The sequence below is a fragment of the Novipirellula aureliae genome, assembly GCF_007860185.1.
GTDB classification, from domain to species: domain Bacteria; phylum Planctomycetota; class Planctomycetia; order Pirellulales; family Pirellulaceae; genus Novipirellula_A; species Novipirellula_A aureliae.
The window spans coordinates 632,664-655,696 of the sequence record NZ_SJPY01000002.1 but is presented as its reverse complement, the minus strand read 5'-3'; the positions used below and the strand labels follow the sequence as shown (position 1 = coordinate 655,696).

Genomic DNA, 23,033 nt, shown 5'->3' with positions numbered 1-23,033 from the left:
TGGACGTAGCCGCTGAGCGGCGATTCAATCTAGACATTGGGCGTCAGCCACCGCGAATACGGGATCAGAGCACGGGCCCCAACATTGCGACGGTGTTGTCAATCAATCGACGACGCCAGCTCCGCGCCGCAATCGACTCGAGACTCACTAGGCTTGACTGCGAGATGTAATCGTCTTGACGCTGTCGCATCTCCGTCGTCAGGGTTGGATCGTAGAACAAGATATTGTTCTCGTAATTTAGCTCGAAACTACGACGATCCATATTTGCAGATCCAATCAAAGTGACCTCTCTGTCAAGGGTCAATGTTTTGGCGTGCAGCAACCCACCTTCAAACTCATACACATTCACCCCCGCCGCAAGCAAGTCCTCATAGTAGCTACGACTCGCCGTGCCGACGATCCACGAATCGTTGCGGGCTGGGAAGACAATCGACGTTTCGACGCCACGCCGCGCGCTGGCGCAAAGTGCTGTTTGCATTGGCTCGTCGGGAATGTAGTAAGGCGTCGTGATGACGAGCTCGCGGCGGGCCGAGTACATCAACAATTCAAATATTTCTGGCATCGCGGAGGTTCGTATTGTCGGCCCCGTCCCGATCACCTGGGCAGGAAACCCTGTCGTCGGCACGTCTTGTGGTTCACGTAGCAGATCGCTCAAGTCCTCATCCACTTCACTCATCCAATCGCTGGCGAACAGCACTTGGTTCTGCTGAACGATGGGCCCTTCAAAACGCATCATCACGTCGACCCAGGGGGCATATTTTGCTTTTACAAGAAACTCGGGATCGGCACAGTTTTGGCTGCCGCAATAGGTGATCTTGTTGTCGATGACCGCGATCTTGCGATGATTTCGCAGATCAATGCGACCATGCAATGGACGCAACAACAAATTGCCCAGCGGAAGTGTGGCTGCCAGATGGACACCTGCGGACTTCATGGCTTGCCAATGCTGCGATGCAATCATGGTCCGTGATCCAAGGTCGTCGGCCATTGCGCGGCATGTGACTCCGCGCTGGGCTGCCCGCTTGAGCGCTTCGACAACCTTGCATCCGTTATTGTCCGGAAGCCAGATATAGAACATCAGATGGACATGCAATGCGGCTGCATCAATGTCGGCGATCAACGATTCGATCGTGGAATTGGAGTCCTCCATCAACGTCGCTCGGTTTCCTCCGACAACATTGAATCCGTTGACGGATTTCCCCGCCTGAAAAAGATGGGCGTAGTGGGGGGGCACGTCGGCGCCCCCTCGGCCGTCAGGATCCTCGGTCCCCAGCGGTATGCTTGATAAGCGGGCTACCAACTTTTTCATTCGATCCACACGAGATCGTCCGACATTCGTCTCGCCCAATAACAGGTAGACAATCATCCCCACAACAGGAGCGGCAATGATAACGACGATCCAGGCAATGCGAGAAGCGGGCTGACGATGCGGCCGCAGTATCACACGCACGACGAATGCGACTTGCAACAGGAAGTGCGCGATCGTCAGCAGACCGGTCGTGATCAGGACATTGTTCATTCCGTTCAATCCTCTAGGCAATTTTTAAGATCATGCTCTCCGTCGCCGGGGGAACCCTCCGTCGCCGGGGGCACGCGCACCGCGGTTGGAGGCTTCCGTTCCCAAGGGATTGAACGCTTGCCTAAAGTAGGCGAGGACTACCCCATCGTTACGCCGGCCCACCGAGCGGATGCGCTCGTTCACGCCTGGGTATCGGCCAAGTTTGGCAGTTTCTTGATCGCCAAGGACAACATGATCCAGTTCAAACCGTTGAAGAGCAATTCGATCCCGATCATCAACCCGATGATCCATAGAACGCCCGATGGCTCTTCGGGGAGCTGTCTGAAACTTCGGAAAATGATCAGCCCCAACATCAAGGTGACCACGCCGTTAAACAGGGACCAGCCCCACTGTGGATACTTTTCCACCAGTGCCGTGACGATACGAAAGCCACCGCCAATGACGAGGAATCCGGCTAGCATGAGCGTCATTAGTGCGAGCGATGCGATTGGTGCGTCCGTGATGACGAATCCCGCCACCATGTACAAAAGCCCGATCAAGATCTGCATCATGAAGGCCCCCCATTTTCCAACCCAGAACGCAGTGATAACCGTAGCAATGCCACTAATGACCAAGATCACGCCCAAAAACATCACCACGCCGATTGAGGTGAACCAGGGAAACGCGATCGAGGCAATGCCGCCGATAACGAGGAAGATGCCGGTTAGAAGAAAACACCACCATTCTCTTGCTAAATGAGCCAATTCGTGTTTGCGAACTTCAACAATCTCAGCTTGAGAATTCGTCAATTCAGTCGTCATGATGTCGCTCCTCGTTCTTCTAGGTTTTTGTAAATTGTGGTTCCGTGATGAGTACAAGTCATACCGCATCGGTTGTTGAGTTCTTTTGCAATGTCGATGCCATGAAGCCGATGCCGGCGGAAGGTCGAAAATCTGTCATGACAGCGTCGGCTTCGATTCTAGTTGCGATCCCCAGAGGGTATAGTCCATCGAAACCTGAGCATCCCTCGAAAAGAGAAAAAACGAGTGATCGAGGTCAACGTCGGATAGAATACACCAATTTGAAATGAAATCTGGCTGATTCCGGTATCGAACAACCGGATTGCCCAATTTACGTCGTGGGCGGCAGCCTTAGTCGCGACGATGCAACTAATCCATTCAGCACCACCGTCGCGATTAGCCAGCAGGCCGTGCTATGCGTCAAGCCGACCCACCCGTGCCGACCCGTTTTCATTCACAACTTCTTATCAAGAGCCTTCTTTTCTAATGTTGAAGGAATTCCGATACCCCGCTGAGTGCAAATTGCACCCCCATGGCTAAGACGATCAAGCCCATGAAGCGACTGGCCACGTCGTGAAACAAGCTCGGCTTTTGATTGCCGCCAGTTCGTCCAGCCAGAATCATCGCCAGCCATGTCACTAGCAAACCTGCAATAATCGCTACGAGCGCTGTGACCGGAATACCGTCTTTCGCATGCGTGACCGAAAGCGTGATCACGCCGGTGATCGTTCCGGGACTGGCTGCAAACAGGATGAGTGGTGAAAGCGAGGGGCTTTCGGGTTCCGAGTTCGGTTCGTCCGCAGTGTCCGACGACGATGTCGGCGACGAGTCGCCGCGCAGCATGATGAAACCCATCCACACTAGCACCATCCCCCCCGCGGCCTTGAATGCGGAAAGCGAAATGCCGAACGCCTTGAGTAACTGCGCCCCGCCCAGTGCGGCGAGCGATAGAATGACGACGATCACCAAGGCGGCCTTGGTCGCAGAGACCATCCGAGCCCGGCCCGATTCACCGCTGGTGATCTTGCTGAAAATCGCGGCGCATATGGCTGGATTGACGAGTGATAGAACGGTTACCGTTGCTTGGATGTAGTTTTGCATGGTCACTTCGGTTGTGTTGGGTTCCTTCAAGCCTGAACCATCGATTTTCCAAAGTGTTCTCGCCAACCTTGGCCTGCTTGTCAAGATCACGACAATACGTCGCTGCGAACTTCGTGTCCTTCCCGAGTGCGCCGAAGTCCCAACCATCAAAGTCATGCATGCAGAACCGCATTTTGATCTTCACGACACAATCAGACATGCCCCTGACCGACGGTTCGAAGTACGCGTCGTCCTCTGTCGTTCGCTTTCCAGCGCCATACAATCGTTACCACCCACACCAAGGGAATATCATTTCGTGCCGCCGGAGTTGTCAAACTCAACCCCATTGATGTTCTGCGACGAAGGAATCGGATAGCGACGAGGCGGTCGTTGCGAGTTTGGTGTTGCGGGGCGGTTGGCTGTGGCCGAATGATCGCGCGGGAGATAGGATGCTTCGACAACGGACTTCGTTGCGACTTTTCAAGATGGATTCTAACGCGTGACCGGGGCTTCCAGCATTAGTGATCTGATCAGGACTGCGGCTGGGAGCTACAGTCACGTCAGAACGGACAAATCAATGAAAGGAGTCTCCGTGAATGTTTCCATCATCCGAATCACCGTGGTCCTTTTGCTTTCTGCGGTGAGTTGCCTGACGTTGTCTCACCCGCTGCAAGCACAGTGCGACGATGCCTGTGATCGTTACGATCAAGATGGACAGCACGCGAAGTCGTCGCTGGAAGAATATGGAATCACCTTCGAGGGTTCCATTGGCCAGCTCTATCAGGGAGTTTCCAGCGGTGGGCTGGAGCGGAAGTTTCGTTATGGTGGGCACGGCGACTATGACATCGGCATCGACTTTGGAAAACTCTGTGATGTCGAGGGATTTACGATCGAACTCGGGGCCGAGCATCGCTTCGCCCAGACGGTCAATCCCGCAACAGGCTCCATCGTTCCCGTCGCCCTGCTTCCCAATCTTCCCGATGCCGACAAGTACGATCTCGCGTTGACGCAAGTGCTGTTCAACTACGAGGTCTCCGACCAACTCGAACTGTTTTTCGGAAAACTGGATACGCTCGAATTCGACACGAATCGGTTCGCAGATGGCAACGGTTCTGAGAAGTTTTTCAGTAGTGCGTTGAACTACAACCCGGCCATGACAAGGACCATTCCTTTCTCAACACTTGGAGCGGGATTCAATTTGATGCGCGACGGCGAGCGAGCGTTCACACTGATGGTGCTCAACACCGAAGACACCGGGACGACGGTTGGCATCAGCGAACTCTTTGCTCAAGGCGCTGTGATTGTCAGTGAGTTGGCTCTGCCGACAAATCTCTTTGGGCTCCCAGGCCATCAACGGTTTGGCGGAAGCTGGAGCAGCGCCACCTACGACAACCTCGAACAAGATGGCCGGATCACAATTCCCGATGTCCCGATCGCTGCCAAGCAAGGTTCGTGGTCGTTGTTTTGGAACGCCGATCAGTTTCTATGGCAAGATCCATGCGACAGCTCACGAGGCTGGGGGATGTTTGGTCGAGCTGGGATTTCCGATGGCAATCCGAACCCCATCGCATGGTTCGCGAGCGCCGGTGTTGGTGGCCATAGCCAACTGCCTGGCCGCGGGGACGATACGTTTGGATTGGGTTGGTACTACACCGGAATCAGCGACGAGTTCGGCCCTGTCATCGCAAACTTGTTGAGTGACGGACAAGGTGTCGAGCTGTATTACGATGTCGCGATGAATGAAAGTTTCCATGTCGCCTTCGACCTGCAAGTGGTGGAACCCAATGCAGCGACGCTCGGCACCGCAATTGTCCCCGGCGTGCGAGCACGCATCGACTTTTAATACCGAATCAGGAAAATGGAGTTTCCGGAAATGCTACGGTTCAAAGAAAAGAGGCCTGCTCGACCAGGCTGCGCGAGGCGCCGCAGGATGACGGCTCGCAAATCGTTGAGGATCGCTCTCATCGGTTTTGCCACGATGTTCACAGGTTGCGCCCACACCGGCAGCTTGCGTAATTACGTTGACAATGGATACAAGGTTGGCCCCGAGTATTGCAAGCCAGCGGCGCCGATTGCCGATACTTGGATCGACGAGTACGATCAACGCGTCCGCGCCGAACTGCCCAACTATGCCGACTGGTGGGCCTCTTTCAATGACCCGATTCTTGACGGGCTGATGGAGCAGACCTATCAGCAGAATCTGTCGGTCAAATCCGCTGGTCTTCGCGTCTTGCAGGCTCGCTACCTTCGTGCGATTGCAATCGGTGGTTTGTTTCCCCAGCAGCAAGAAGCAAGCGGTAGCTTCACCCAAGTAGGGATCAGCGAGAATATCGTCAATTCGCCCCCCAACCATTGGTATGGTACTGGCGCGTTAGGACTTTCGGCCGCTTGGGAAGTCGACTTTTGGGGAAAGTTTCGACGGAATATCGAGTCGGCCGATGCCAGCTTGGATGCGTCGGTTGAAGACTACGACAATGTCCTTCTATCGTTGCTGAGCGAAACCGCGGCCACTTACATCGATTTGCGGACGGCTCAACAGCAACTGCAATATGCACAAGACAATGTCAAGATCCAGGAGCAATCACTGAATTACGCCGAGGTCCGGTTCAAGAGCGGCGCGGTGACTGAGTTGGATGTCACGCAGGCCCAGACGGTATTGTCGAACACCCAGCAGTCGATTCCTCTCTACGAGAGTCAGGTCCGCAGTGCCAACAATCGCCTTTGTGTATTGCTTGGGATCCCGACTCGCGATTTGACACCCGAACTGGGAGCGGGTCCGATTCCGACACCGCCGGCGGACATTGTGGTGGGGGTGCCTGCTAATCTGTTGCGCCGTCGGCCTGATGTACGAGCCGCCGAAAGACAAGTCGCCGCTCAAAGTGCCGCGATCGGCGTCGCTGCCGCTGACCTTCTTCCCCACTTTTCGATCGTTGGTTCGATCGCACTGGAGTCAGAGAATTTTTCAGATCTGTTTAAATCATCCAGCGTGGGCGGAGGGATCTCACCCGGCTTTAACTGGGACATCCTGAACTACGGACGCCTGGTTAACAATGTCAACTTGCAAAACGCAAGCTTCCAACAATTGGCGGTTGACTACCAGCAAACCGTGCTGCAGGCAAACTCGGAAGTCGAGAATGGAATCAATCAGTTTTTGAAATCGTTGGACCGATTGAGATACGCGAACCAGGCGGTCACTGCCTCGCAAAAGTCGGTTGATTTGGCCCTCGCGCAGTACCGCAGCGGCGCAACCGATTTTAACCGTGTCTACAACCTGCAAGGCGCCCTCGTCCAAGCCCAAAATACTTTGGCGAGCGTCCAAAGTGATGCCGCCCAAGCGATGGTCGCCACCTACAAGGCTCTCGGAGGCGGTTGGGAAATTCGATACGGGATCCGCCGCGGTCCGTTGGCAATGATTGAGGAGTTCTCGAAGGATGATTCCTATCCGACGACGACCGACGAGGGCAACTCGGACCTAGAGGTGACGCTGGAACAAGACGAACCAGCGGAAACCGACGAGGATGCTGGTAAAAGCGACGGGAAGGATTCAGCAGATGACGATGAGGATCGTATGCTGCCACCCGTACCGACCGACGATGAATTGGAATTGCTGAAAGGTTAACCCACGCATCGGAACTTGAGGTGCCCCAGCCCCAGTGATCTGCCCGAACGGCGGCAGCAAGCCACAAACGCTACCAACGTGAAAAATGAAATGATCCATACGATACCAAAAATAAGTTTCATCCTGGCCAGTTTCGTCTGTTGTTGGACGACAACGGCATCTACCGCCGAACCACGTCGCAAGCTGTTTGGATGTCCCGTGCCCGATTGCATCGGCAAATGGTGCCCGGACGACTATTGTGCCAAGACGGAGCCCTGCGTTCGCGTTCCGCTCTGCCTGCAACGCGACGACTATTGTCCCAAGACGGAACCATGCGTCCGCGTTCCGCTCTGCTTCGGTCCCGATGACTACGAACAGAAGTGCCTGCCGAAAGTTTGCGATTCGCCGCGTTGCGATCTACTGGGGGATGGCTTAGGGAGCAATTGCAGCGGACGCGGCGAGATCTCCTGCGACGGGCTGTTGCTTGAGGACACCGGCCGCTTGTCACCGGTCGTGTCATCAGCACGAATCGTGTCACCAGTATCAATCGTGGCCAAGCCCCAGCGAGCCAAAGCCGAAGCAGGTGACAAGACCGCAGAAACGCCGACCGTGTTTGTGGCAAAGTTGCCGTTTGAGTTTTCGAAACGCTAAGACCACGCGAACGGTACCGTGGCTGGAAGCCCCTGCCACAACTTATTTTCCGTTCGATGCCAAGGACTTAACGGCTTGGTAGGCCGGCACAAAACCAGGAAGCGAATAGACTTTTTTGTAGGCCGGGTCGCCAGAAACCTTGGCGTAGCGTTTGAGTTGCTTTTCCAGCAATTCTTTCGACGGCGGGCTTTTGCCATCGCCGGCTACCAACTCTGGTGGGACCAAGTATTCAGCCCAATCTGCGCCGTTCTTATACCAAGCCAGGTCGCTAGCTATCTGCCCAAATGCCGCCAATGCCTTCTTACGCCGACGAACATCCAAAGGTGAAAGGTATTGTTGAAGCGTTTTGAGGGTTCGCTTGAATTCCGGAAGCCTGTTGACGCTGGTGGACTGCTCCTCTTTTTCAACCGCCAGGTAGGTCTTTAGAATTTTCTCCAGCCCCGCTCTTTGCTCGTCATTTGCCGGCTGATCACTCAGTACGGGAATGGTTCGCAACGTATCGAGCGACAGACGCTTTGACCATGCTTGATTCGGTGCAACGATCGCAAGCTGCTCGTCCAATGCCACCACTGCAATGAGAATCTGTTCGCCGGCGGGCAAGTTGGATGTTGTCGCTTGGGTTGCAGAAGGACCCGCATCGTCACCGGTCGTGTTTTCGTCGATGATCGGTCGTGCGGTTTGAACTCGGACGGCTGCCGTCTTACTGTCGCGATTCGCCTGTGGATGATCGCCTCCCGTGCGAGGTCGGTTGAGCGATGGTTTCGGGTTTAGCACTTGGCCGGAGTCGAGTGAACCACGCGGATGGAGAACTTCGTTGGGCGTCAACGAGGGTGAGGGATTGGCAACCGGGTCGCTGCGAAACCCCAGGTCGCTGCGCGGACTCGAAAGGCTGCGAGCCGAATCTGGGCCACCAACGTTCGGCGACCCAGGAAACTGCGCGAAGGTCGGACCGCAGAAGTAGAACAGCGGCACGCTCAGGATGACTACGGATATCGTGTTTCGTTGACGCATCTCAAAGGCTCACATTAAATAACGAAGTGCAACATCAGACGGATGCCGAGATTCGGAACTTTCAAACGGGAAGGTAATTCATCCATGCTTTCAGCCGAACTGCGATCTTCGTGATGATTTGAAATGCTTGTCCGGTGTTTGTGTAGATCGCCGTGCTACCGGCGCCTCCTAGGGCTAATTCTTTGGCGGCCACTTTATCGTCCAGCGAAATCTTGGCCGCCAACATCCCTTTCGATCCCACATCGGCTGCGATCGGAAGGACAGGTGTGGTGACGAACTGCCCTTCGCCGGAAAACTCCAGAACGGCAATGACCTTGCCGGTCGCAATCTGACCTGGCCGACTCTTAAATGCGATCTCGACGAGGTTCCCTGGTTCAACGTTTGCCAGCAGATTTTGGGGAAAGACAGCGACGACTTGGGTCTCCGACATGTCCACGAAAATGCCTTGTGCGGATGAGATCGCCGTGGAGGTCACGGTGCCTTCGACGATTTGCATGTTCATCACATAGCCGTCCGCGGGTGCGATGACATCGTTTTGCTGCAAGTTCAGCTCAGCAATCGCGACCTGGGCCTTGAGTGATTTGATTCCTTCCTGGGCACTTTGCAGGGCGGATTTCGCTTCCTGCAGCCCCGCGATTGCTTGGTCGACCGCAGCTCGTGCCGACAAGTAAATCTCTTGTTGGACTTCGACTTTCAATGCGGCGACGGCCTGAGGGTCCAATTTCTGAATCTCGATCGCCGTGTCCAGAGTCGCTTTCTGATAGTCCTGGTTGGCTTTGGCCTTCTGCACGGTTGCCGCCGCAACTTCCACTGCCGCCTCTAGCTCCGATTCGTTCGCTTCCGCAACGGCCAACTGGGCAGCGGCCTGGTTCAACGCATATTGGTTGGGCCGTTTGTCCGTCTCCCACAGGATGGTCCCTTTCGTGACCAGCTGGTCCGACTTGACGTGAATCTTCGTGATAACCTCTTTGGAATCCTGTTCACTTAGTAGTGGGATCACGTTGCGGTTGACGGTCATTTGACTGGTCATCGGAGCCGAAAATTGCCACCCCATGATGACCGCACCGAGCACGACCACACCGGTCAGGACCGCCGTGGCCACCGTCGTGGGAGTCACTTTGACCCTCAGGACCTTGAATACGATGATAACCAAACAAATGTAGCCAATCGTGATGATCGTGACCATTATTGAACTCTTTCTTTATGTGTGCGTTCTAACCCGGCAAGATGAAGTAGATCCAACCTTTGACGCGAACGGTGATCTTGGTGATGATGTGAAACGCCCCGCCAAAGTCGGTATAAATCGCCGTAGCACCCGCCGCCCCTAAGGGCAACTTCTTCGCCAATTCTTCGTCATCAAGCCGAATCTTGACGGCCAGTTTTCCCTTTGATCCGATCGTCGCGGCAACGGGAAGATCGCCACTTGGCATCAATTCGCCTTCGCCTGTGTATTTTAAGACCGCTTCGACTTTGCCTGTCGCAAGTTGGCCACGGAGCCGCTTGAACGCGATCTCCACGTCGTCACCCACCTTGACTTTGCTCAAGAGGTTCTGTGGGTAGATCGCCAGAATGTAGGAATCGGACATGTCCTCGATCGTGCCGATCGATGCAAAACGCCAACGTGCCGCAGGAGTTCCTTCACGGATTTGCAAGTTCATGATCCTGCCATCAATCGGTGAGGTGTATTGGCAGTTTTCGAGATTGAAGTTGGCGATGTCCAGTCCCGCTTGTGCGGCATCCACTGCTTGCTTCGCTGAGGCGAGCGAGAACTTCGTTTTCTTGAGTTGCGCGGCGACGACTTGGTAACTGGCCTGGGCCGCGACATACGACTGCTGTGCTTCGGCGATCTTCAGTTTCGCGATCGCGCCGGCTTCGCTTGCTTGTAACGCCAGTGCTGTATCGAGCTGTGCCTTGGCAGCGGCCGTGTCGGCGGACGACCCTTTGACGGCTGCCTCTGCGGCCGTCACCGCGGACTCCATTTGTGACACGGTGGCTTTGGCGGCGGCAAGCTGCCCCGCGGATTCAACAACAGCATCTTGGAATCGGTCCGGAATGACGTCGAAAATCGGGTCGCCCTTGTGGACCAATTGATTTCCCTCAACATGGACCTTGGAAACGAACTCGCGAACATCCGGCATGACCTGCAAGACGCGCCGCTGCAGAATCATCTGCTCCGATATCGGGGCTGCCTGTTGCCAGACAATGATAATGCCAGCAAAAATAATGACACCCACAAAGGCAGATGTCGCGATCGACGTGGTGGAAACTTTGATCTTGATGACCTTGAAGGCAACGATCACGCATGCGATGTAGCCTATTAGCATGACCGTGATCATACGGAGCCCTCCGGCGGCCGCGACTGCAGTTCTTTCGTCGCGGCTTCCAACTCGGCAATCCGATGCTTCAGGTTCGCGTAATCTTCGTCCCTACCCGCGTCGGCTGAGCCGCTTCCTGATTTTGCCGGTACCGGCAAGTATGCCCAAATGAAAGCCAACGGCCAAAGGACACCGGTGGCCAACCCAATCCAACTGGCCACGTTGACCGCATCGGGCCAAGGATGGTTGCGTTTGCGAGCGATCTTTCCCGGAATGGATCCGATGATCACGATCGCCGCTGCAATCATGACCAGCAGAGCGAAAATGATGAAGAGTGCGAGTTTATCGAGCACGATGACTACCTTTGATGTTGAATCCTAGCCGGAGAGCGTTCTGTAGCTTCATGTTTCATAAGCCACTGTTTTGTATTGCCAAGGTTGCCACTTCTTTAAGTGGTCGGAGCATTCCACCCCAGGATGCTGTCGATGTTGCCGTCGGATGCCACATCCGCGTCTTCTCTGCTATCGTCACAAATCCGACGACAATTCGGCCACCGACGACGATTCGGTCTGGAGTACCTGTCACCGCCCGCCAACAAACATCGGCGCGATCCTTCCGATGTAGCCAATCTTAACCGGCTAGGAAGCCAGGGAAAAGCGGACTGATAAAACCAGAGGGCAAGGATTGTTATCTGAGTTGCGGTTGCACGCTTGCCCCCAAAGAAAATCAGTCCAATTTTGCTACGTCGAACATGTCTGGTTATCGGAAATCGTTCTGTCCCAAAATCGTTTGGCTCGAAGGTTAGCTCGAAGGTTAGCTGGAAGGTGGATTCGGTAGGTCTTCTCGCCATCGAGTGAATTGCTGTCTCTCATCCGGCACAAACCGCCAAACGTTCCGAACCAGAGTTCACCGTCTTGGTCAAGGTTGGCGAACTTGACACCGTCGGATCGGCACAAGCCTGCTCCGGTTTCCATCCACCCTTAACCATTGCAGAGATTGGAGTCACTTCCGACCAAGGGGGCTCCCGAGCGTGTTCGCAAACCATTTCTACCAATCAAGCTGACTTACGCGAATGTTCGTCGCAACAACGGTGGCTTGCGTTTTCCTATCAACGGTTTGCATCTGAGAAATCTCATTGCGTTGATAAACCAATAGGCCGTAGCTCATGATCAGCCGTACGGCGGCTGCGATGACGGGCCAAGCCGCGATCTGTAACCGGGTCGGTAGGGACCATTCGGGGTCGCGACGCAATTCGCTAAACAAGTCAGGGATTTGTTTTTCATTGACCTCCATCATCACGCATTCCCGTCCGATCCGCGATTAGGATTGGATTCTTCGGGCATCTGTCTGATTTGCCGAGCCGTCGCGGTACGCTTACGAGCGAAGGTTCCGCATAAGCCAATTCCAAATCGCTTCGATCGCTTTTCTTGCTTTTCTTGGTTTATTGACAATTTCGCCGTTTTGGGATTTCACCACGCCTACGGCTAGATTGCAAAAATGCAACAGGCAAATGGAGCAAATGGAATGGTCCCGGGACGTCGTTCAAGAAAACTTCATTGTTTCTTCATGAGATCTCAATCGAAATCGAGCTCTGTCTTTCTAGAATTCCGCCGCGCGACTAAGAACGTATTTTGGTCAGCGATGCCAGATAAAAGTTGAATAGGAAACAGTCGATGACGATGAAGTCAGTTTGGATGAACTCCGTATGGGTTTTCATGTTGTTGGTCGTGCCGTTTGCCAGGCCTGCATTGGCGGCAGAGAATCGCTTGGTTGCCGCGAAAACAGCTTCAAAAGCGTCCTCTCAACCAATTGAACTCATTGGTGTCCTGCGCCTGGACGGTCATATTCGCGATGCCAGTGGCTTGGATGAAAAGCTTGAAGATGGCTCCTATGCCGATTTTCTTGGGGGCCTGTCGGCGATGGAGTACACAGGCACGGGCGACCGATTCCTGCTTCTAGCGGATCGGGGGGCAGGTGATGGGAAAGTCTCCTACCCCTGCCGGTTTCACGAGGTGGATCTCACCGTCGACTCCTCAACCAAAAAGATCACGTTCAATCTCGTTTCGACAACGATGTTTTCGAATCTTGCGGGCGAATCGGTTGTCGGCTCTTTAACCGCTCACCAGAAAGATCTACGCAGTAAAGACGGACGCGAAAAATGGACCGCAATGGATCCCGAAGGTCTTCGTTTTCTAGCCGACGGATCGCTGCTTGTGAGTGATGAGTATGGTCCCCATTTGGTAATCGCAAACCGCTCAGGACGCATCGAATCGGAAATTCAACTACCCCAGCGGTTTCGCTACATGCTACCCGAAAGTGGACGTTCCCATACTGGAATTGCTTCGAATCGAGGATTGGAAGGTGTTGCCTTGACGCCTAGTGGAAACCGGGTCGTCGCGGTTCCCCAAAGCTCGCTTGTGCAGGACGGAACGATCGAAAATGGCATGTGTTTTGGAACGCATTGCCGGTGGCTTGTGATGGATTCGAGTGATCTGTCCGCTTCCAATCCCGTCGTCAAAAATACCTTTGAGATTGATTATCCACTCGAGGAACCTTCGTTGGGAGTGAGTGAGATTTTGGCGGTGGATGAATCGCGATTTTTGGTGCTCGAGCGTGACTATCACAGCGGGAAACTAGCGAAGCATAAAAATATTTTCTTGGTCGATATCTCAAATGCCACGGATCTTTCGGCTGTCGAGTCAATGAAGGCAGGTGAACTTCCGGAGGGCACGATCCCGGTGGCGAAGCAGTTGTTTATCGATCTGCTCGATCCCGAATTTGGTCTTGGCGGCGATTTGGCTACCGAAAAACCCGAAGGCATGTGCTGGGGGAAACCACTTGCTGACGGGCGACGCACGCTTTGGGTTTGCTGTGACAACGATTTCGATCCAAGTCTCGCGAGTGAACTCTATTGCTTTGCCGTTGACCTGTAGCGACGTGTCCTGGAGCCACACGCCCGAAAAGCACACGCCCTAGAACCCCACGCCCTAAAACCCGCCCCCTAGAACCCTGCCCCCTAAACACGCCGAGGCCGATACAGATCCAAATCGGCTCGGCCACCTAGGTTGGCAAACACTCTCGTGATTTCGCGGCGACATCTTGCGAGATAATCGCTGGGGCTTTCGTCGCCCGTTGCAGCGGATGCCTCACCAAGGCGAAAGAAATACTCCAACGGCGGATGGAACTCGCACTCGATATCGCAATTCGCCCCCGTCGCCACGATGACCGATTCGGTCTCAATCGAAAGGCCCGCATCCACTTTTGCTGGATCGTCTTGTGAACGGATCCAAAGACGGAAATCGGGTGGGATATCGCCTCGTTCCGTATCCTCTTCGGGATCGCTGTCCTCGTCTGGAGAGCCTTCGACGTCAAGGGGCAACAATTCAATTCGAGTGACTCGAGAGTGTGTTTTGAGGCGGCCTCTTAGTAGATCGCCGTCGACTAATTTCATGAGGGCTTGGTCGATCCATTGCCCGTACGTCATCGGTAACGCCAGCGGTAGTTTCTCGCCCGATTGGGCTTCGATCGCAGCGATGGCCAATGGTGATAGTGCGTCGTGCGGCATCATCGGGAACGGTTCCTCGAGCCGTCCACGCATCGAATGTCCGATTTCCGCAGCTTCATAGAGCGTCACGTCGTAGCCCAAGAATCGACCGTAGAGAGCCGCCTCGATCCCAATGGGGCCCGCACCGATGACGGCGATTTTTCCAGGAGGGTCGAGCGTGGCATCCGCGAAGGCATTGGTGTCTAGCATGCTTTGTACGTCGTGGTCGTTTGTTTGAGTTTGTTTCGGTGCAGAGCGACAAGTCGCAGTTTATTGCCTTTTGAGACCGAGATGTCAAGTTTATGGCCTCGATCGACCGTCATGGCGATCCATTCTTGATAAAACGTTCCGCTCGTAACGATCAGGTGAGGACCGGTTCGCTGTTTTTCGAAAGAAAAACCCATTTTGGCTAAATACCAAGTTGAGTGACGCGCCCCAATGGATACTATCGATAATGTGACCAGCGAATGTTGGGCACCGCACGGCGACGGATTGGACCATCGCCAGTGTGTAGATCATGCTGATTACTGAATTTCTGAAAATACTTGACCTTAGGCCTTCCTATCTATGGACATGAGCGAGACGAGCCGCCCCGTGGTCGATGAAGTCGACTTGATGTTGGCCAATGCCCGCCTACGTGATGAACTTGAACCGTATCGAGATGACTCGGTTGAAGGGTTCGCGTTGCAACGGATGCCACTGCAGACCGAAAACGAGTACCTCGCTTCGATGTTGGCGTGGGAGCGTGCGCCGGCGTTAGCGATCTCGGATTGGTTCGATCCTCCGATGCAATTGCCAGCACCTGAAAGCGTTTCCGATGCAGCGTTGCCACGATTGCTGGCCAATACGGTCGATCGTTTGTTCTCTCAGCAAATCGTGTTGCGGTTTACGGACCATTTGAACGATCGTGAACTCTATAAGATTATCTACCGTGATATCTTGCCATCGTGTGAAAAGAAGTTGGCAACACGGGGCCAATTTCTGGAGTGGCGGTGCATCGAAGACAATGACACCTGGCTACGCTACTACGCATCTGCAGTCGATCGACGGCGATTTCAAGAGGAGCATGACATCGAGATTCCGCCGAGCGAAACACCGCAATTCAAGCGGTCCTTGCCGGGCAACGGCTAACGCAACTTTCGATTGTCGCCATACTTCGCCGGCGCCGATCATTCACCGTGGCGGTAACGCCACATACAAGCTATCGCCGAAGCGGCGTCTCGCCAACCGATTTTCTTCCCTTCTGTATTGCTTCGACCTTCGTATTGAGTCGGAACTTCTAAGATTCCGACATCGCGTGCTGCGATTTTCGCAGTGATTTCCGGTTCGAAACCAAAACGACATTCTTTCAAGGCAATCGAGCGGATGAGGTCGCCATCAAACGCCTTGTGACAGGTTTCCATATCGGTCAACCGAAGTCCTGTCGTCATGTTGCTCGCCCTGGTCAATAGCCAATTACCAAGTCGATGCATCAGAGATGGATCGGAGGAATGCTGCAAGTAGCGAGACCCGTAAACGACCTCGGCATCTCCATCAAGAATCGGCCATACGACTCTCAGCAGGTTTGCGGGGTCGTATTCTAAGTCGGCATCTTGTATTGCAACAATGCCGCCTCGACTATGGCGAATCGCTAATCGTACGGCTGATCCCTTTCCGTGATTGCGTCCACGGCAAATGACTTTGCGGTTCGCACGCTCGGGTAAGTTCAACAGCCACTCGCGGGTTCCATCCGTACTTCCATCATCCACGATGATCGTCTCGGTCGAAGTCGGCATGACTTGATCGATTCGCTTGAGAACCTGTGGCAATGTTTCGCGTTCGTTGTAGACCGGTATGAGAATCGATATGTCGTAGCGGTTCAGTGGCCTGACTTCTGAAGCGGAATTGATTGCGTCGGCCAGCAGTTCAAGAGTGCTCTCCGTTCGCCGAATCACGTCTCCCGTAGAATCAATCGAATCAATCGAATCGATCGCCCACTCGGAAGTGGACTCGTCAAAGATGGTGTCGGTTGGCATATCAGGCTCAGTGTGCGGATTCAAATGGGCGGCATGACGGTTTTCAGACAACCGCTTCGTCACAGTTAAACTTGGCTTAGCAAACGAACCTTGGCCATTTTAATAAGCCTAACCGGAGGAAGCCAACGTAACTTTGTCGCCGACTTTTCGGGTCGTTCCGATTGTAGCGGCTGTGGGAAAATGCGACGAGTTCTCGGGGGGGCTCCCTCCCTTTTCACCATTGCATCCGCCCGTCCGCCCGTCCGCCCGCCCGTCCGCCCGTCCGCCCGTCCGCCCGTCCGCCCGTCCGCCCGCCCGTCCGTCCGTGCGTGCGTGCGTGCGTCCGTCCGTGCGGTTGTGCCCGATACCATCGGGAATCGCAATGGTTTCGAGAAGCGAAAGTTATCCTTCTAATTCCCTAAGAATATCCAGGACGCCTTCCACTTCGTCGTGTGGCGAAACATAGTCGGCTGTCCCCTTCATTTCGGCTTCGGAATTCGCTGGACACCCGAACCACGAAACACGCTCCGCGATAAACCGATCACCCATCGTATCGCCGATCCCTGCTGTTCGTTCCCGTTCAAATCCCGTCTGAATCATCAGCCGATCGATCGCCGTCGCCTTGTTAATGTGCTGAAGATCGCAATTGATGTAGAGCCACGTCATCGAAACGCGTATTGGCCAGTTCCGTTTCTGAAACTCCTCGGCAATGGTCGGCACAATGGACCGTAGATACGCCGTGTCGGGATGATAAAGTGCCACTGACGCGGATTTTCCCGGCTGCTGAATCACCCCACTCGACTGATAGAGCGACCGAAGAAGCTTCCGTGCCTCATGAACGGCTTCGAGATGCTCGTCAGAAATAGACGGATCGCATTCGAACGAGTTGTCGGCCGGACGCCAGAGCCAGACGCCGTTTTCCCCGATACAGGGAACCAGCGTGTTTTGGATCAGCCGACAGAGACACTCGACAAAGCCAATCGGTCTGCCACTACAGAGCGTAACGACAGGCCGATCGCGATTTTGAATCGCACGCCGATTGTGCTCGGCGATCTTCGACAGTCCCAAAATATTGATCGGGGCGTGTGATTCCGGTGATAGGCAGCCGTCAATGTCACAGATGACAAGATCGTACCTTCCGTTGGTTCTAAACGACATAGTGAGACTTTCTAAAGAATTTGGCTTCGGATTCGGGCGGTGCCGCGTCGGCAGATTCGGATCGTTGCCGGAGACGATCAAGTTGAATGGTCAGCATGAGAAGTCCGCTCTTCCGCTGCAAGAGGGATGGTCCACTTCGACAAGGGCTGAAGAGACCGCTTCCCGCATACTGGAAACTTACCAAAACCTGTGTTGAACCTTCATGGGATCGACACAAGCGAGTGATACGATCCGGAAAGACTTCAGGATTCAAGCGAGCGTCATTGTACGTCGTGTCTTTGAAAAAAAGGGAAGTGATCATGGATCGAGCAACCGCAGAACCAATCCGGACACTCATGGTGAGCGATGTGCATCTGGGGTGCAAACATTCGCAGGCAAGTGAGTTCCTCGCGTTCTTACAGAGGTTTTCACCCGAGGCTGTCTACTTGGTCGGTGACTTCATCGATGCTTGGAAATTCAACACCGCTTGGCATTGGTCGGCCGAATGCAACGAGGTCATCGCTCATCTGATGAGTTGGTCTCGTCAAGGCACTCAGCTCTTCTACGTTCCTGGAAATCATGACGCTTTTTTGCGTAACCCTCTTTTTCGATCCGGGCTGATGAGTGAGAACCAGGGACTGAGGATCGCAAATGAATTCGTGTTCGTTACATCCCAAGGTTGGCGATTTCTAGTGACGCATGGTGATCTTTTTGATTGTGTGGAATCCAATGCTCAGTGGGCGTCAAAGGGGTCATCCGCTTTTTATGACGGTTGCCTAAGTTTGAATCGACGCCTCCACCGATGGAGATGCTCGAAACGCGGCGAATCGGAACATCCGACCAATCCTTACGGTGTGTGCGCGTTGCTGAAAGATCGTGTGAAGCGATGCATTAAGTTTGTCAGTAACTATGAATCTAAAATTATGGCTCACGCTCGTACGAGTCACTGCGATGGAGTGATTTGCGGACACATCCACACGCCTGACATTATCGCTTCCGATTCCATGTGGTACTGCAACACGGGCGATTGGGTGGAAAACTGCACTGGCTTAGTCGAACGGCATGATGGTCAGATTCGGCTGGTTCAGCGATACGCTGAAGACAGGGTCTTGGATTTGCCTAAAAAATCGATGTCGCAAAAAAGCGACTGTCAGTTGCCGATTGAACCACAACCATTAACGGTTGCGGTTCGCAAACGCCTCTCTGAAGAATGTGCTGCCTGAGGGAGTCGAGGGCTTTCACTCACAAACATCTCAACCTCGTCATCAAGAAGAATCAATGGTCGCTAAGTGGTTTGGTAACAAATGTTTTTCCATCGTCCACCGAAAAAATCTCGTCTACAACACGTGCTGGGAAGATCCTCGCATCGATCGCGAAGCCCTGCGCCTGACCGCAGACGACACGGTCTTGGTGATCACTTCGGCAGGTTGCAACGCGTTGGACTATGCGTTGCAATCGCCGCGTCGCGTGTTTGCGGTCGACATGAACCCATTGCAGAATGCCTTGCTGGAATTGAAGGTCGCAGCGATTCGTGGTCTCGACTATGACGATTTCTTTGCGGTCTTCGGTGAGGGCGTGCATCCGAAATGGGCAACCCTCTATCGAAACGCAGTCCGCCCCCAATTGATGCCTGAATATCGGGCGGTTTGGGATCGTCGCATCAACTTCTTTGATGGAACGCATCGTCGAAATAGCTTCTATTTTCGTGGGACGGCAGGACTGTTTGCGTGGATGATCAACGGCTATCTCAATCGACCGCCGGGCCTAAGCGAAGCCATCGCGGAGATCTTGGCGGCGGAATCGATCCAGCAACAAAGCGAGATCTATGAATCACGCGGCGTACACGATCTGTTGTGGTCTCGACCGCTGCGGTGGGCACTTCGTCGCGACACGACCATGGCAATGCTTGGCGTTCCTCGCAGCCAACGACTGCAGATTGATCGTGGGTACCCCGGTGGCATTGGCACATTTATCCAGGACCGTATCGAAACGGTGTTCAAACATATGTCGCTAAAGGACAACTACTTCTGGCGAGTGTATTTGACCGGTCGATACACGCGGGATTGTTGTCCCGAGTATCTGACGGCCGATGGTTTTTCACGCCTGCAAGATGGATTGGTCGATCGTGTGGAAGCACATACCAACACGGTCGAGGGTTTCTTGAGCGGGCACCGCGGGAAGATCTCACGGTTCATTTTGCTTGATCACATGGATTGGCTCTACGATCGGTTTCCAACACTGCTGGCGTCGGAATGGCAGAGCATTGTCGATCGTGCGGCACCACAAGCGAGAGTGCTATGGCGGAGTGCTGCACTGAGGGTCGATTTCGTCGACTCGCTAGTGGTAAGACGCGACGGGAAACCATTCCCTATCGGTCAACGACTGCGATATGAAGACGATCTTGCCAAGGAATTGCACTCGCGAGACCGAGTCAACACGTACGGCAGCTTCTATATCGCGGACATCTGTGGTGAGGTCGAATGTGGGGGAGTCGCAGGATGAGTGAAGTCATCAAGCCCGTCTCGCGTCGCTCCGACTTGCGTGTGTTGTGGCATTTGCTTTGCCATCCCGTGCGAGGAGACTCGCACGCGCAGAGACTAGAGAACTTCTATCAGGGCCAAGCGGGTGACTACGATTCGTTCCGTGCTCGGTTGCTGCACGGACGAGCGGAATTGTTGACCTGGATTGATTGGCCCGTGGGCGGTACGTGGGTCGACATGGGAGCGGGCACCGGGCACAACCTGTTTTCGGTCGCCGATCAGACCACCCAACTCGATCGGGTGTGCTTGGTCGATTTGTCTCCCTCACTGCTGGAAGTCGCTAAGCAAAGGGTGGGCTCCGAAGGCATAACCAATGTCGAAATCATGCAAGCCGATGCGACAAGGGTCGACTTGCCCGACGCCAGTGTGGATGTGGTGACGTTTTCCTATTCGTTGACCATGATTCCGGATTGGTTCGAGGCCATTGCGACGGCCGAGCGAATTTTGAAACCCGGTGGCACGATCGCTGTCACCGACTTCTATGTTTCACGCAAGTACGCTGATGCTGAGCGACAGCAACACGGTTGGCTACGACGAACCTTCTGGCCCTTGTGGTTCGCCGCTGACAATGTGTTTTTGAACGGTGATCATTTGGCGATGCTGCATCGACGTTTCGAGCCGATCAGGTGTGAGGAACGCCAGGGAAGTGTCCCGTATTTGCCGCTGTTGAAAGCCCCCTATTATCTGCTGATCGCTCGCAAACCGATGAACGACCATTAACCGAGCCCACATCGGCGAACTTTGCTTCAAGTTCCATTAGATGTTCACCCGTGGCTGTGTGGATGATGATTGCTTGGTTCTTGCCTGCACTCTGGATTTTTCGCACGCCATGCCCGAACCCCTTGAGTCGTCGTCTTGTCTGCGATGCACTCAGATTGACAATAAGGTGTATGCCTTTCGGATCAGCCATCGTTAATGTTCATCGGGTAATATGTTGCATTTTTCGAACCATCAATGATAGAATCCTTCTGCAATCCGAAATAGCATACTGTAATCAGCGAGGAAGAGCCAATGAATCAAGCGAAGCAGAACAGCGGTGACAAGACCGACCGAGAATCATGCAAACCAGCCTGTCCCGTTTGTGGAGGTTCTTTGGTTGAGATTCGTGCGAAGCTTCAATGTTCTGCTTGCCACACGATTTGTGAAACATGCTGTGAAGGTGGACGAGGCTAAAGGAATCGCAATTCGATGAATATTCTAGGTATCTTGAATCACAACCGAAGAGCGTGGGATCAGAACGTCGATTTGGGCAACAAATGGACGAGTCCTGTCAGTGAAGAAAGGGTTGAGAAAGCACGTTCAGGTGACTTTATCGTCGTCTTAACGCCAACAAAGCCAGTTCCAAGTGAATGGTTTCCGCCGCTTCAAGGGACCGAAACACTATGCCTCGCTTCAGCCGGTGGTCAGCAGGCCCCCCTTTTCGCCGCAGCGGGTGCGACGGTGACGGTGTTCGACAATTCTCCACGGCAATTGGACCAAGATCGATTTGTTGCTCAGCGTGATGGTCTCACCATGAAGTTTGTCGAAGGCGACATGGCGAACCTTTCGATTTTCGCCGAGAGTTCGTTCGATTTCATTTTTCATCCTTGTTCGAATACATTTGCACCAAACGTGCTTCCTGTTTGGCGTGAATGCTATCGAGTGTTGCGAAGTGGCGGCGTCCTGATGGCTGGGTTCACCAATCCGGTGCGGTTTATCTTTGACGATGAACGTAAAGAGAACGGAAACTTGGAGGTCCGCTACTCACTTCCCTATTCGGATCTTGACCATCGGAACGACAAACACATCGAGGATGTGATCAATGCGGGGAAGCCACTTGAGTTTGGCCATACTCTTGAGGATCAAATCGGTGGTCAGTTGAATGCTGGCTTTTTACTAACAGGATTCTACGAGGATCGGTATCCCGAGTCTGACAACGATCCTTTGTCAAAATACCTCGACACGTTCATCGCTACTCGTGCGGTCAAGCCATGACTGGTGAACCTGAAGTTGTTGGCGTCTTGAAAGCTGCAAGTCGGATACGCATTGTCGTCCATAGTCTAGCGATCTGGCTCGCCCTGATTGTTGCTGAGATTATCCACGGCATTCTTCGAGCGATTACTCTTGTGCCACTGTTCGGTGAGTTTCGATCCAACCAAATCGGTGTTTTCACTGGTTCCGCCATCATCCTCGTAATCGCCTACTTCAGTATCCGCTGGATCGGAGCCGAGAGCCGCTTGGAACGACTCGTGGTGGGAGCAATCTGGCTCCTTTTGACCGTGACATTCGAGTTGTGTTTTGGACGATTCGTTGTGGGATTATCGTGGGAACGGCTTGCTGCTGACTACAATCTGCTTCAAGGTGGATTGATGCCAATCGGACTTTTGGTTCTGTTCTTCAGCCCGATGGTTGCAGCGAAACTTCGTGAGATCAGAACATGAGTCGAATCACTCGTTGGAATCTCCAATAGCGTTCTCAACGGCAGTTTCGTAAACAGTAACTGCCGCTTTTGCCATCAAGTGCATGGTTTGCTTTGATGGTAAGAGCGGCAATCTCTTGAGTCCCATGCCGACAATGACATCGGCAATCGCATCTTCGATCTCGTTTTCTAGCTTTCGAACAACTTTCTGTTCCATGATCACTCCTCTCCCAAAACACCTTAACAAGCCAAAATTCAAATCGGTGAGTTTTCCAATTTCTTATCTTAAACCAATTTCATTGACGTACTAGCACTTCCGTTTTTCCAAAACGCAGAGTTTACCCGATTAGCGAATCCCGCTTGCACAAACAACAGTTCAACGGAAACGAAACAAAAATCAGCAGAGCCAGAATTGACTGTGTTGTATTGTTTAGTGTCAGCAGCGAGTCGAGTTTTTTGAAAGAACA

Annotated in this window: 25 protein-coding genes; 10 read left to right on the top strand and 15 right to left on the bottom strand. The window is 53.6% G+C overall.

Annotated features, from left to right (window positions below; translation table 11 throughout):
- Positions 1-64: 64 nt before the first annotated feature.
- The 3 genes from cls to Q31b_RS08255 form a co-directional block, all read right to left on the bottom strand.
- Positions 65-1,519 carry a cardiolipin synthase gene (gene cls / locus Q31b_RS08265; protein WP_146599191.1) on the bottom strand — a complete coding sequence of 485 codons (1,455 nt, stop codon included), beginning with the start codon at positions 1,517-1,519 and terminating at the stop codon, positions 65-67.
- Positions 1,520-1,698: 179 nt separating this feature from the next.
- On the bottom strand, positions 1,699-2,319 hold the full coding sequence (locus Q31b_RS08260) for an HdeD family acid-resistance protein (protein WP_146599190.1): 621 nt from the start codon (positions 2,317-2,319) through the stop codon (positions 1,699-1,701).
- Between the two features lie 462 nt (positions 2,320-2,781).
- Positions 2,782-3,399, bottom strand: a complete 618-nt coding sequence (locus Q31b_RS08255) for a MarC family protein (protein ID WP_197171168.1) — start codon at positions 3,397-3,399, stop codon at positions 2,782-2,784.
- Between the two features lie 571 nt (positions 3,400-3,970).
- On the opposite strand from Q31b_RS08255, the gene Q31b_RS08250 reads away from it, so the two are divergent.
- The 3 genes from Q31b_RS08250 to Q31b_RS08240 all read left to right on the top strand — a co-directional run bounded on the left by Q31b_RS08250 (position 3,971) and on the right by Q31b_RS08240 (position 7,627).
- Complete coding sequence (locus tag Q31b_RS08250) at positions 3,971-5,221, top strand: carbohydrate porin (RefSeq protein ID WP_197171166.1); 1,251 nt, start codon at positions 3,971-3,973, stop codon at positions 5,219-5,221.
- Positions 5,222-5,308: 87 nt separating this feature from the next.
- Positions 5,309-6,997, top strand: a complete 1,689-nt coding sequence (locus tag Q31b_RS08245; protein ID WP_231617394.1) for an efflux transporter outer membrane subunit — start codon at positions 5,309-5,311, stop codon at positions 6,995-6,997.
- Positions 6,998-7,195: 198 nt separating this feature from the next.
- Positions 7,196-7,627, top strand: coding sequence for a hypothetical protein (locus Q31b_RS08240; protein ID WP_146599186.1), 432 nt, complete (start codon positions 7,196-7,198; stop codon positions 7,625-7,627).
- A gap of 42 nt (positions 7,628-7,669) precedes the next feature.
- Here Q31b_RS08240 and Q31b_RS08235 read toward each other — a convergent pair whose 3' ends face one another.
- From Q31b_RS08235 to Q31b_RS08215, 6 genes are all read right to left on the bottom strand, one after another.
- Positions 7,670-8,638, bottom strand: coding sequence for a hypothetical protein (locus Q31b_RS08235; RefSeq protein WP_146599185.1), 969 nt, complete (start codon positions 8,636-8,638; stop codon positions 7,670-7,672).
- Positions 8,639-8,699: 61 nt separating this feature from the next.
- Positions 8,700-9,824 (bottom strand): HlyD family secretion protein, encoded by a 1,125-nt coding sequence (locus tag Q31b_RS08230; protein WP_146599184.1) that lies wholly within the window; start codon positions 9,822-9,824, stop codon positions 8,700-8,702.
- 28 nt (positions 9,825-9,852) lie between these two features.
- Entirely contained in the window at positions 9,853-10,974 is a 1,122-nt protein-coding gene (locus tag Q31b_RS08225; RefSeq protein ID WP_146599183.1) for an HlyD family secretion protein, read from the bottom strand.
- Complete coding sequence (locus tag Q31b_RS08220; RefSeq protein ID WP_197171161.1) at positions 10,971-11,306, bottom strand: DUF3302 domain-containing protein; 336 nt, start codon at positions 11,304-11,306, stop codon at positions 10,971-10,973. The genes Q31b_RS08225 and Q31b_RS08220 overlap by 4 nt, the downstream gene beginning before the upstream one ends.
- 55 nt (positions 11,307-11,361) lie before the next feature.
- A complete protein-coding gene (locus tag Q31b_RS28045) occupies positions 11,362-11,538 on the bottom strand; it encodes a hypothetical protein (protein ID WP_197171159.1) in 177 nt (58 codons plus the stop codon).
- Positions 11,539-12,000: 462 nt separating this feature from the next.
- Positions 12,001-12,249 (bottom strand): hypothetical protein, encoded by a 249-nt coding sequence (locus Q31b_RS08215; RefSeq protein WP_146599182.1) that lies wholly within the window; start codon positions 12,247-12,249, stop codon positions 12,001-12,003.
- A gap of 377 nt (positions 12,250-12,626) precedes the next feature.
- Here Q31b_RS08215 and Q31b_RS08210 point away from each other — a divergent pair, with 377 nt between their 5' ends.
- Positions 12,627-13,886 (top strand): esterase-like activity of phytase family protein, encoded by a 1,260-nt coding sequence (locus Q31b_RS08210; protein WP_146599181.1) that lies wholly within the window; start codon positions 12,627-12,629, stop codon positions 13,884-13,886.
- A gap of 83 nt (positions 13,887-13,969) precedes the next feature.
- Here Q31b_RS08210 and Q31b_RS08205 read toward each other — a convergent pair whose 3' ends face one another.
- Together Q31b_RS08205 and Q31b_RS08200 are read right to left on the bottom strand one after the other, a co-directional pair.
- Positions 13,970-14,707: a hypothetical protein gene (locus tag Q31b_RS08205; protein ID WP_146599180.1), complete on the bottom strand. Its 738-nt coding sequence runs from the start codon at positions 14,705-14,707 to the stop codon at positions 13,970-13,972.
- Positions 14,701-14,901, bottom strand: a complete 201-nt coding sequence (locus tag Q31b_RS08200; RefSeq protein WP_146599179.1) for a hypothetical protein — start codon at positions 14,899-14,901, stop codon at positions 14,701-14,703. The genes Q31b_RS08205 and Q31b_RS08200 overlap by 7 nt, the downstream gene beginning before the upstream one ends.
- 169 nt (positions 14,902-15,070) lie before the next feature.
- Between Q31b_RS08200 and Q31b_RS08195 the strand changes: the two genes are divergently transcribed.
- Entirely contained in the window at positions 15,071-15,628 is a 558-nt protein-coding gene (locus Q31b_RS08195; protein WP_146599178.1) for a hypothetical protein, read from the top strand.
- Between the two features lie 38 nt (positions 15,629-15,666).
- Here Q31b_RS08195 and Q31b_RS08190 read toward each other — a convergent pair whose 3' ends face one another.
- From Q31b_RS08190 to Q31b_RS08180, 3 genes are all read right to left on the bottom strand, one after another.
- Positions 15,667-16,512 (bottom strand): glycosyltransferase family 2 protein, encoded by an 846-nt coding sequence (locus Q31b_RS08190; protein WP_146599177.1) that lies wholly within the window; start codon positions 16,510-16,512, stop codon positions 15,667-15,669.
- Positions 16,513-16,893: 381 nt separating this feature from the next.
- Positions 16,894-17,649: an HAD family hydrolase gene (locus Q31b_RS08185; RefSeq protein ID WP_146599176.1), complete on the bottom strand. Its 756-nt coding sequence runs from the start codon at positions 17,647-17,649 to the stop codon at positions 16,894-16,896.
- The gene (locus Q31b_RS08180; protein WP_146599175.1) at positions 17,639-17,950 is read right to left on the bottom strand and encodes a hypothetical protein; all 312 of its coding nucleotides are present in this window, start codon (positions 17,948-17,950) and stop codon (positions 17,639-17,641) included. The genes Q31b_RS08185 and Q31b_RS08180 overlap by 11 nt, the downstream gene beginning before the upstream one ends.
- Between Q31b_RS08180 and Q31b_RS08175 the strand changes: the two genes are divergently transcribed.
- The 5 genes from Q31b_RS08175 (at position 17,949) to Q31b_RS08155 (ending at position 22,588) form a co-directional block, all read left to right on the top strand.
- A complete protein-coding gene (locus tag Q31b_RS08175) occupies positions 17,949-18,851 on the top strand; it encodes a UDP-2,3-diacylglucosamine diphosphatase (protein WP_197171157.1) in 903 nt (300 codons plus the stop codon). The genes Q31b_RS08180 and Q31b_RS08175 overlap by 2 nt on opposite strands.
- A gap of 55 nt (positions 18,852-18,906) precedes the next feature.
- Complete coding sequence (locus Q31b_RS08170) at positions 18,907-20,130, top strand: DUF3419 family protein (protein WP_146599174.1); 1,224 nt, start codon at positions 18,907-18,909, stop codon at positions 20,128-20,130.
- Complete coding sequence (locus Q31b_RS08165) at positions 20,127-20,888, top strand: class I SAM-dependent methyltransferase (protein WP_146599173.1); 762 nt, start codon at positions 20,127-20,129, stop codon at positions 20,886-20,888. The genes Q31b_RS08170 and Q31b_RS08165 overlap by 4 nt, the downstream gene beginning before the upstream one ends.
- A gap of 468 nt (positions 20,889-21,356) precedes the next feature.
- Positions 21,357-22,142 carry a class I SAM-dependent methyltransferase gene (locus tag Q31b_RS08160; protein WP_146599172.1) on the top strand — a complete coding sequence of 262 codons (786 nt, stop codon included), beginning with the start codon at positions 21,357-21,359 and terminating at the stop codon, positions 22,140-22,142.
- Positions 22,139-22,588 carry a hypothetical protein gene (locus tag Q31b_RS08155; protein ID WP_146599171.1) on the top strand — a complete coding sequence of 150 codons (450 nt, stop codon included), beginning with the start codon at positions 22,139-22,141 and terminating at the stop codon, positions 22,586-22,588. Before Q31b_RS08160 ends, Q31b_RS08155 begins: the two co-directional genes overlap by 4 nt.
- Before the next feature lie 6 nt (positions 22,589-22,594).
- On the opposite strand, the gene Q31b_RS08150 is transcribed toward Q31b_RS08155, so the two are convergent.
- Entirely contained in the window at positions 22,595-22,783 is a 189-nt protein-coding gene (locus tag Q31b_RS08150; RefSeq protein ID WP_146599170.1) for a hypothetical protein, read from the bottom strand.
- Between the last annotated feature and the right edge of the window lie 250 nt (positions 22,784-23,033).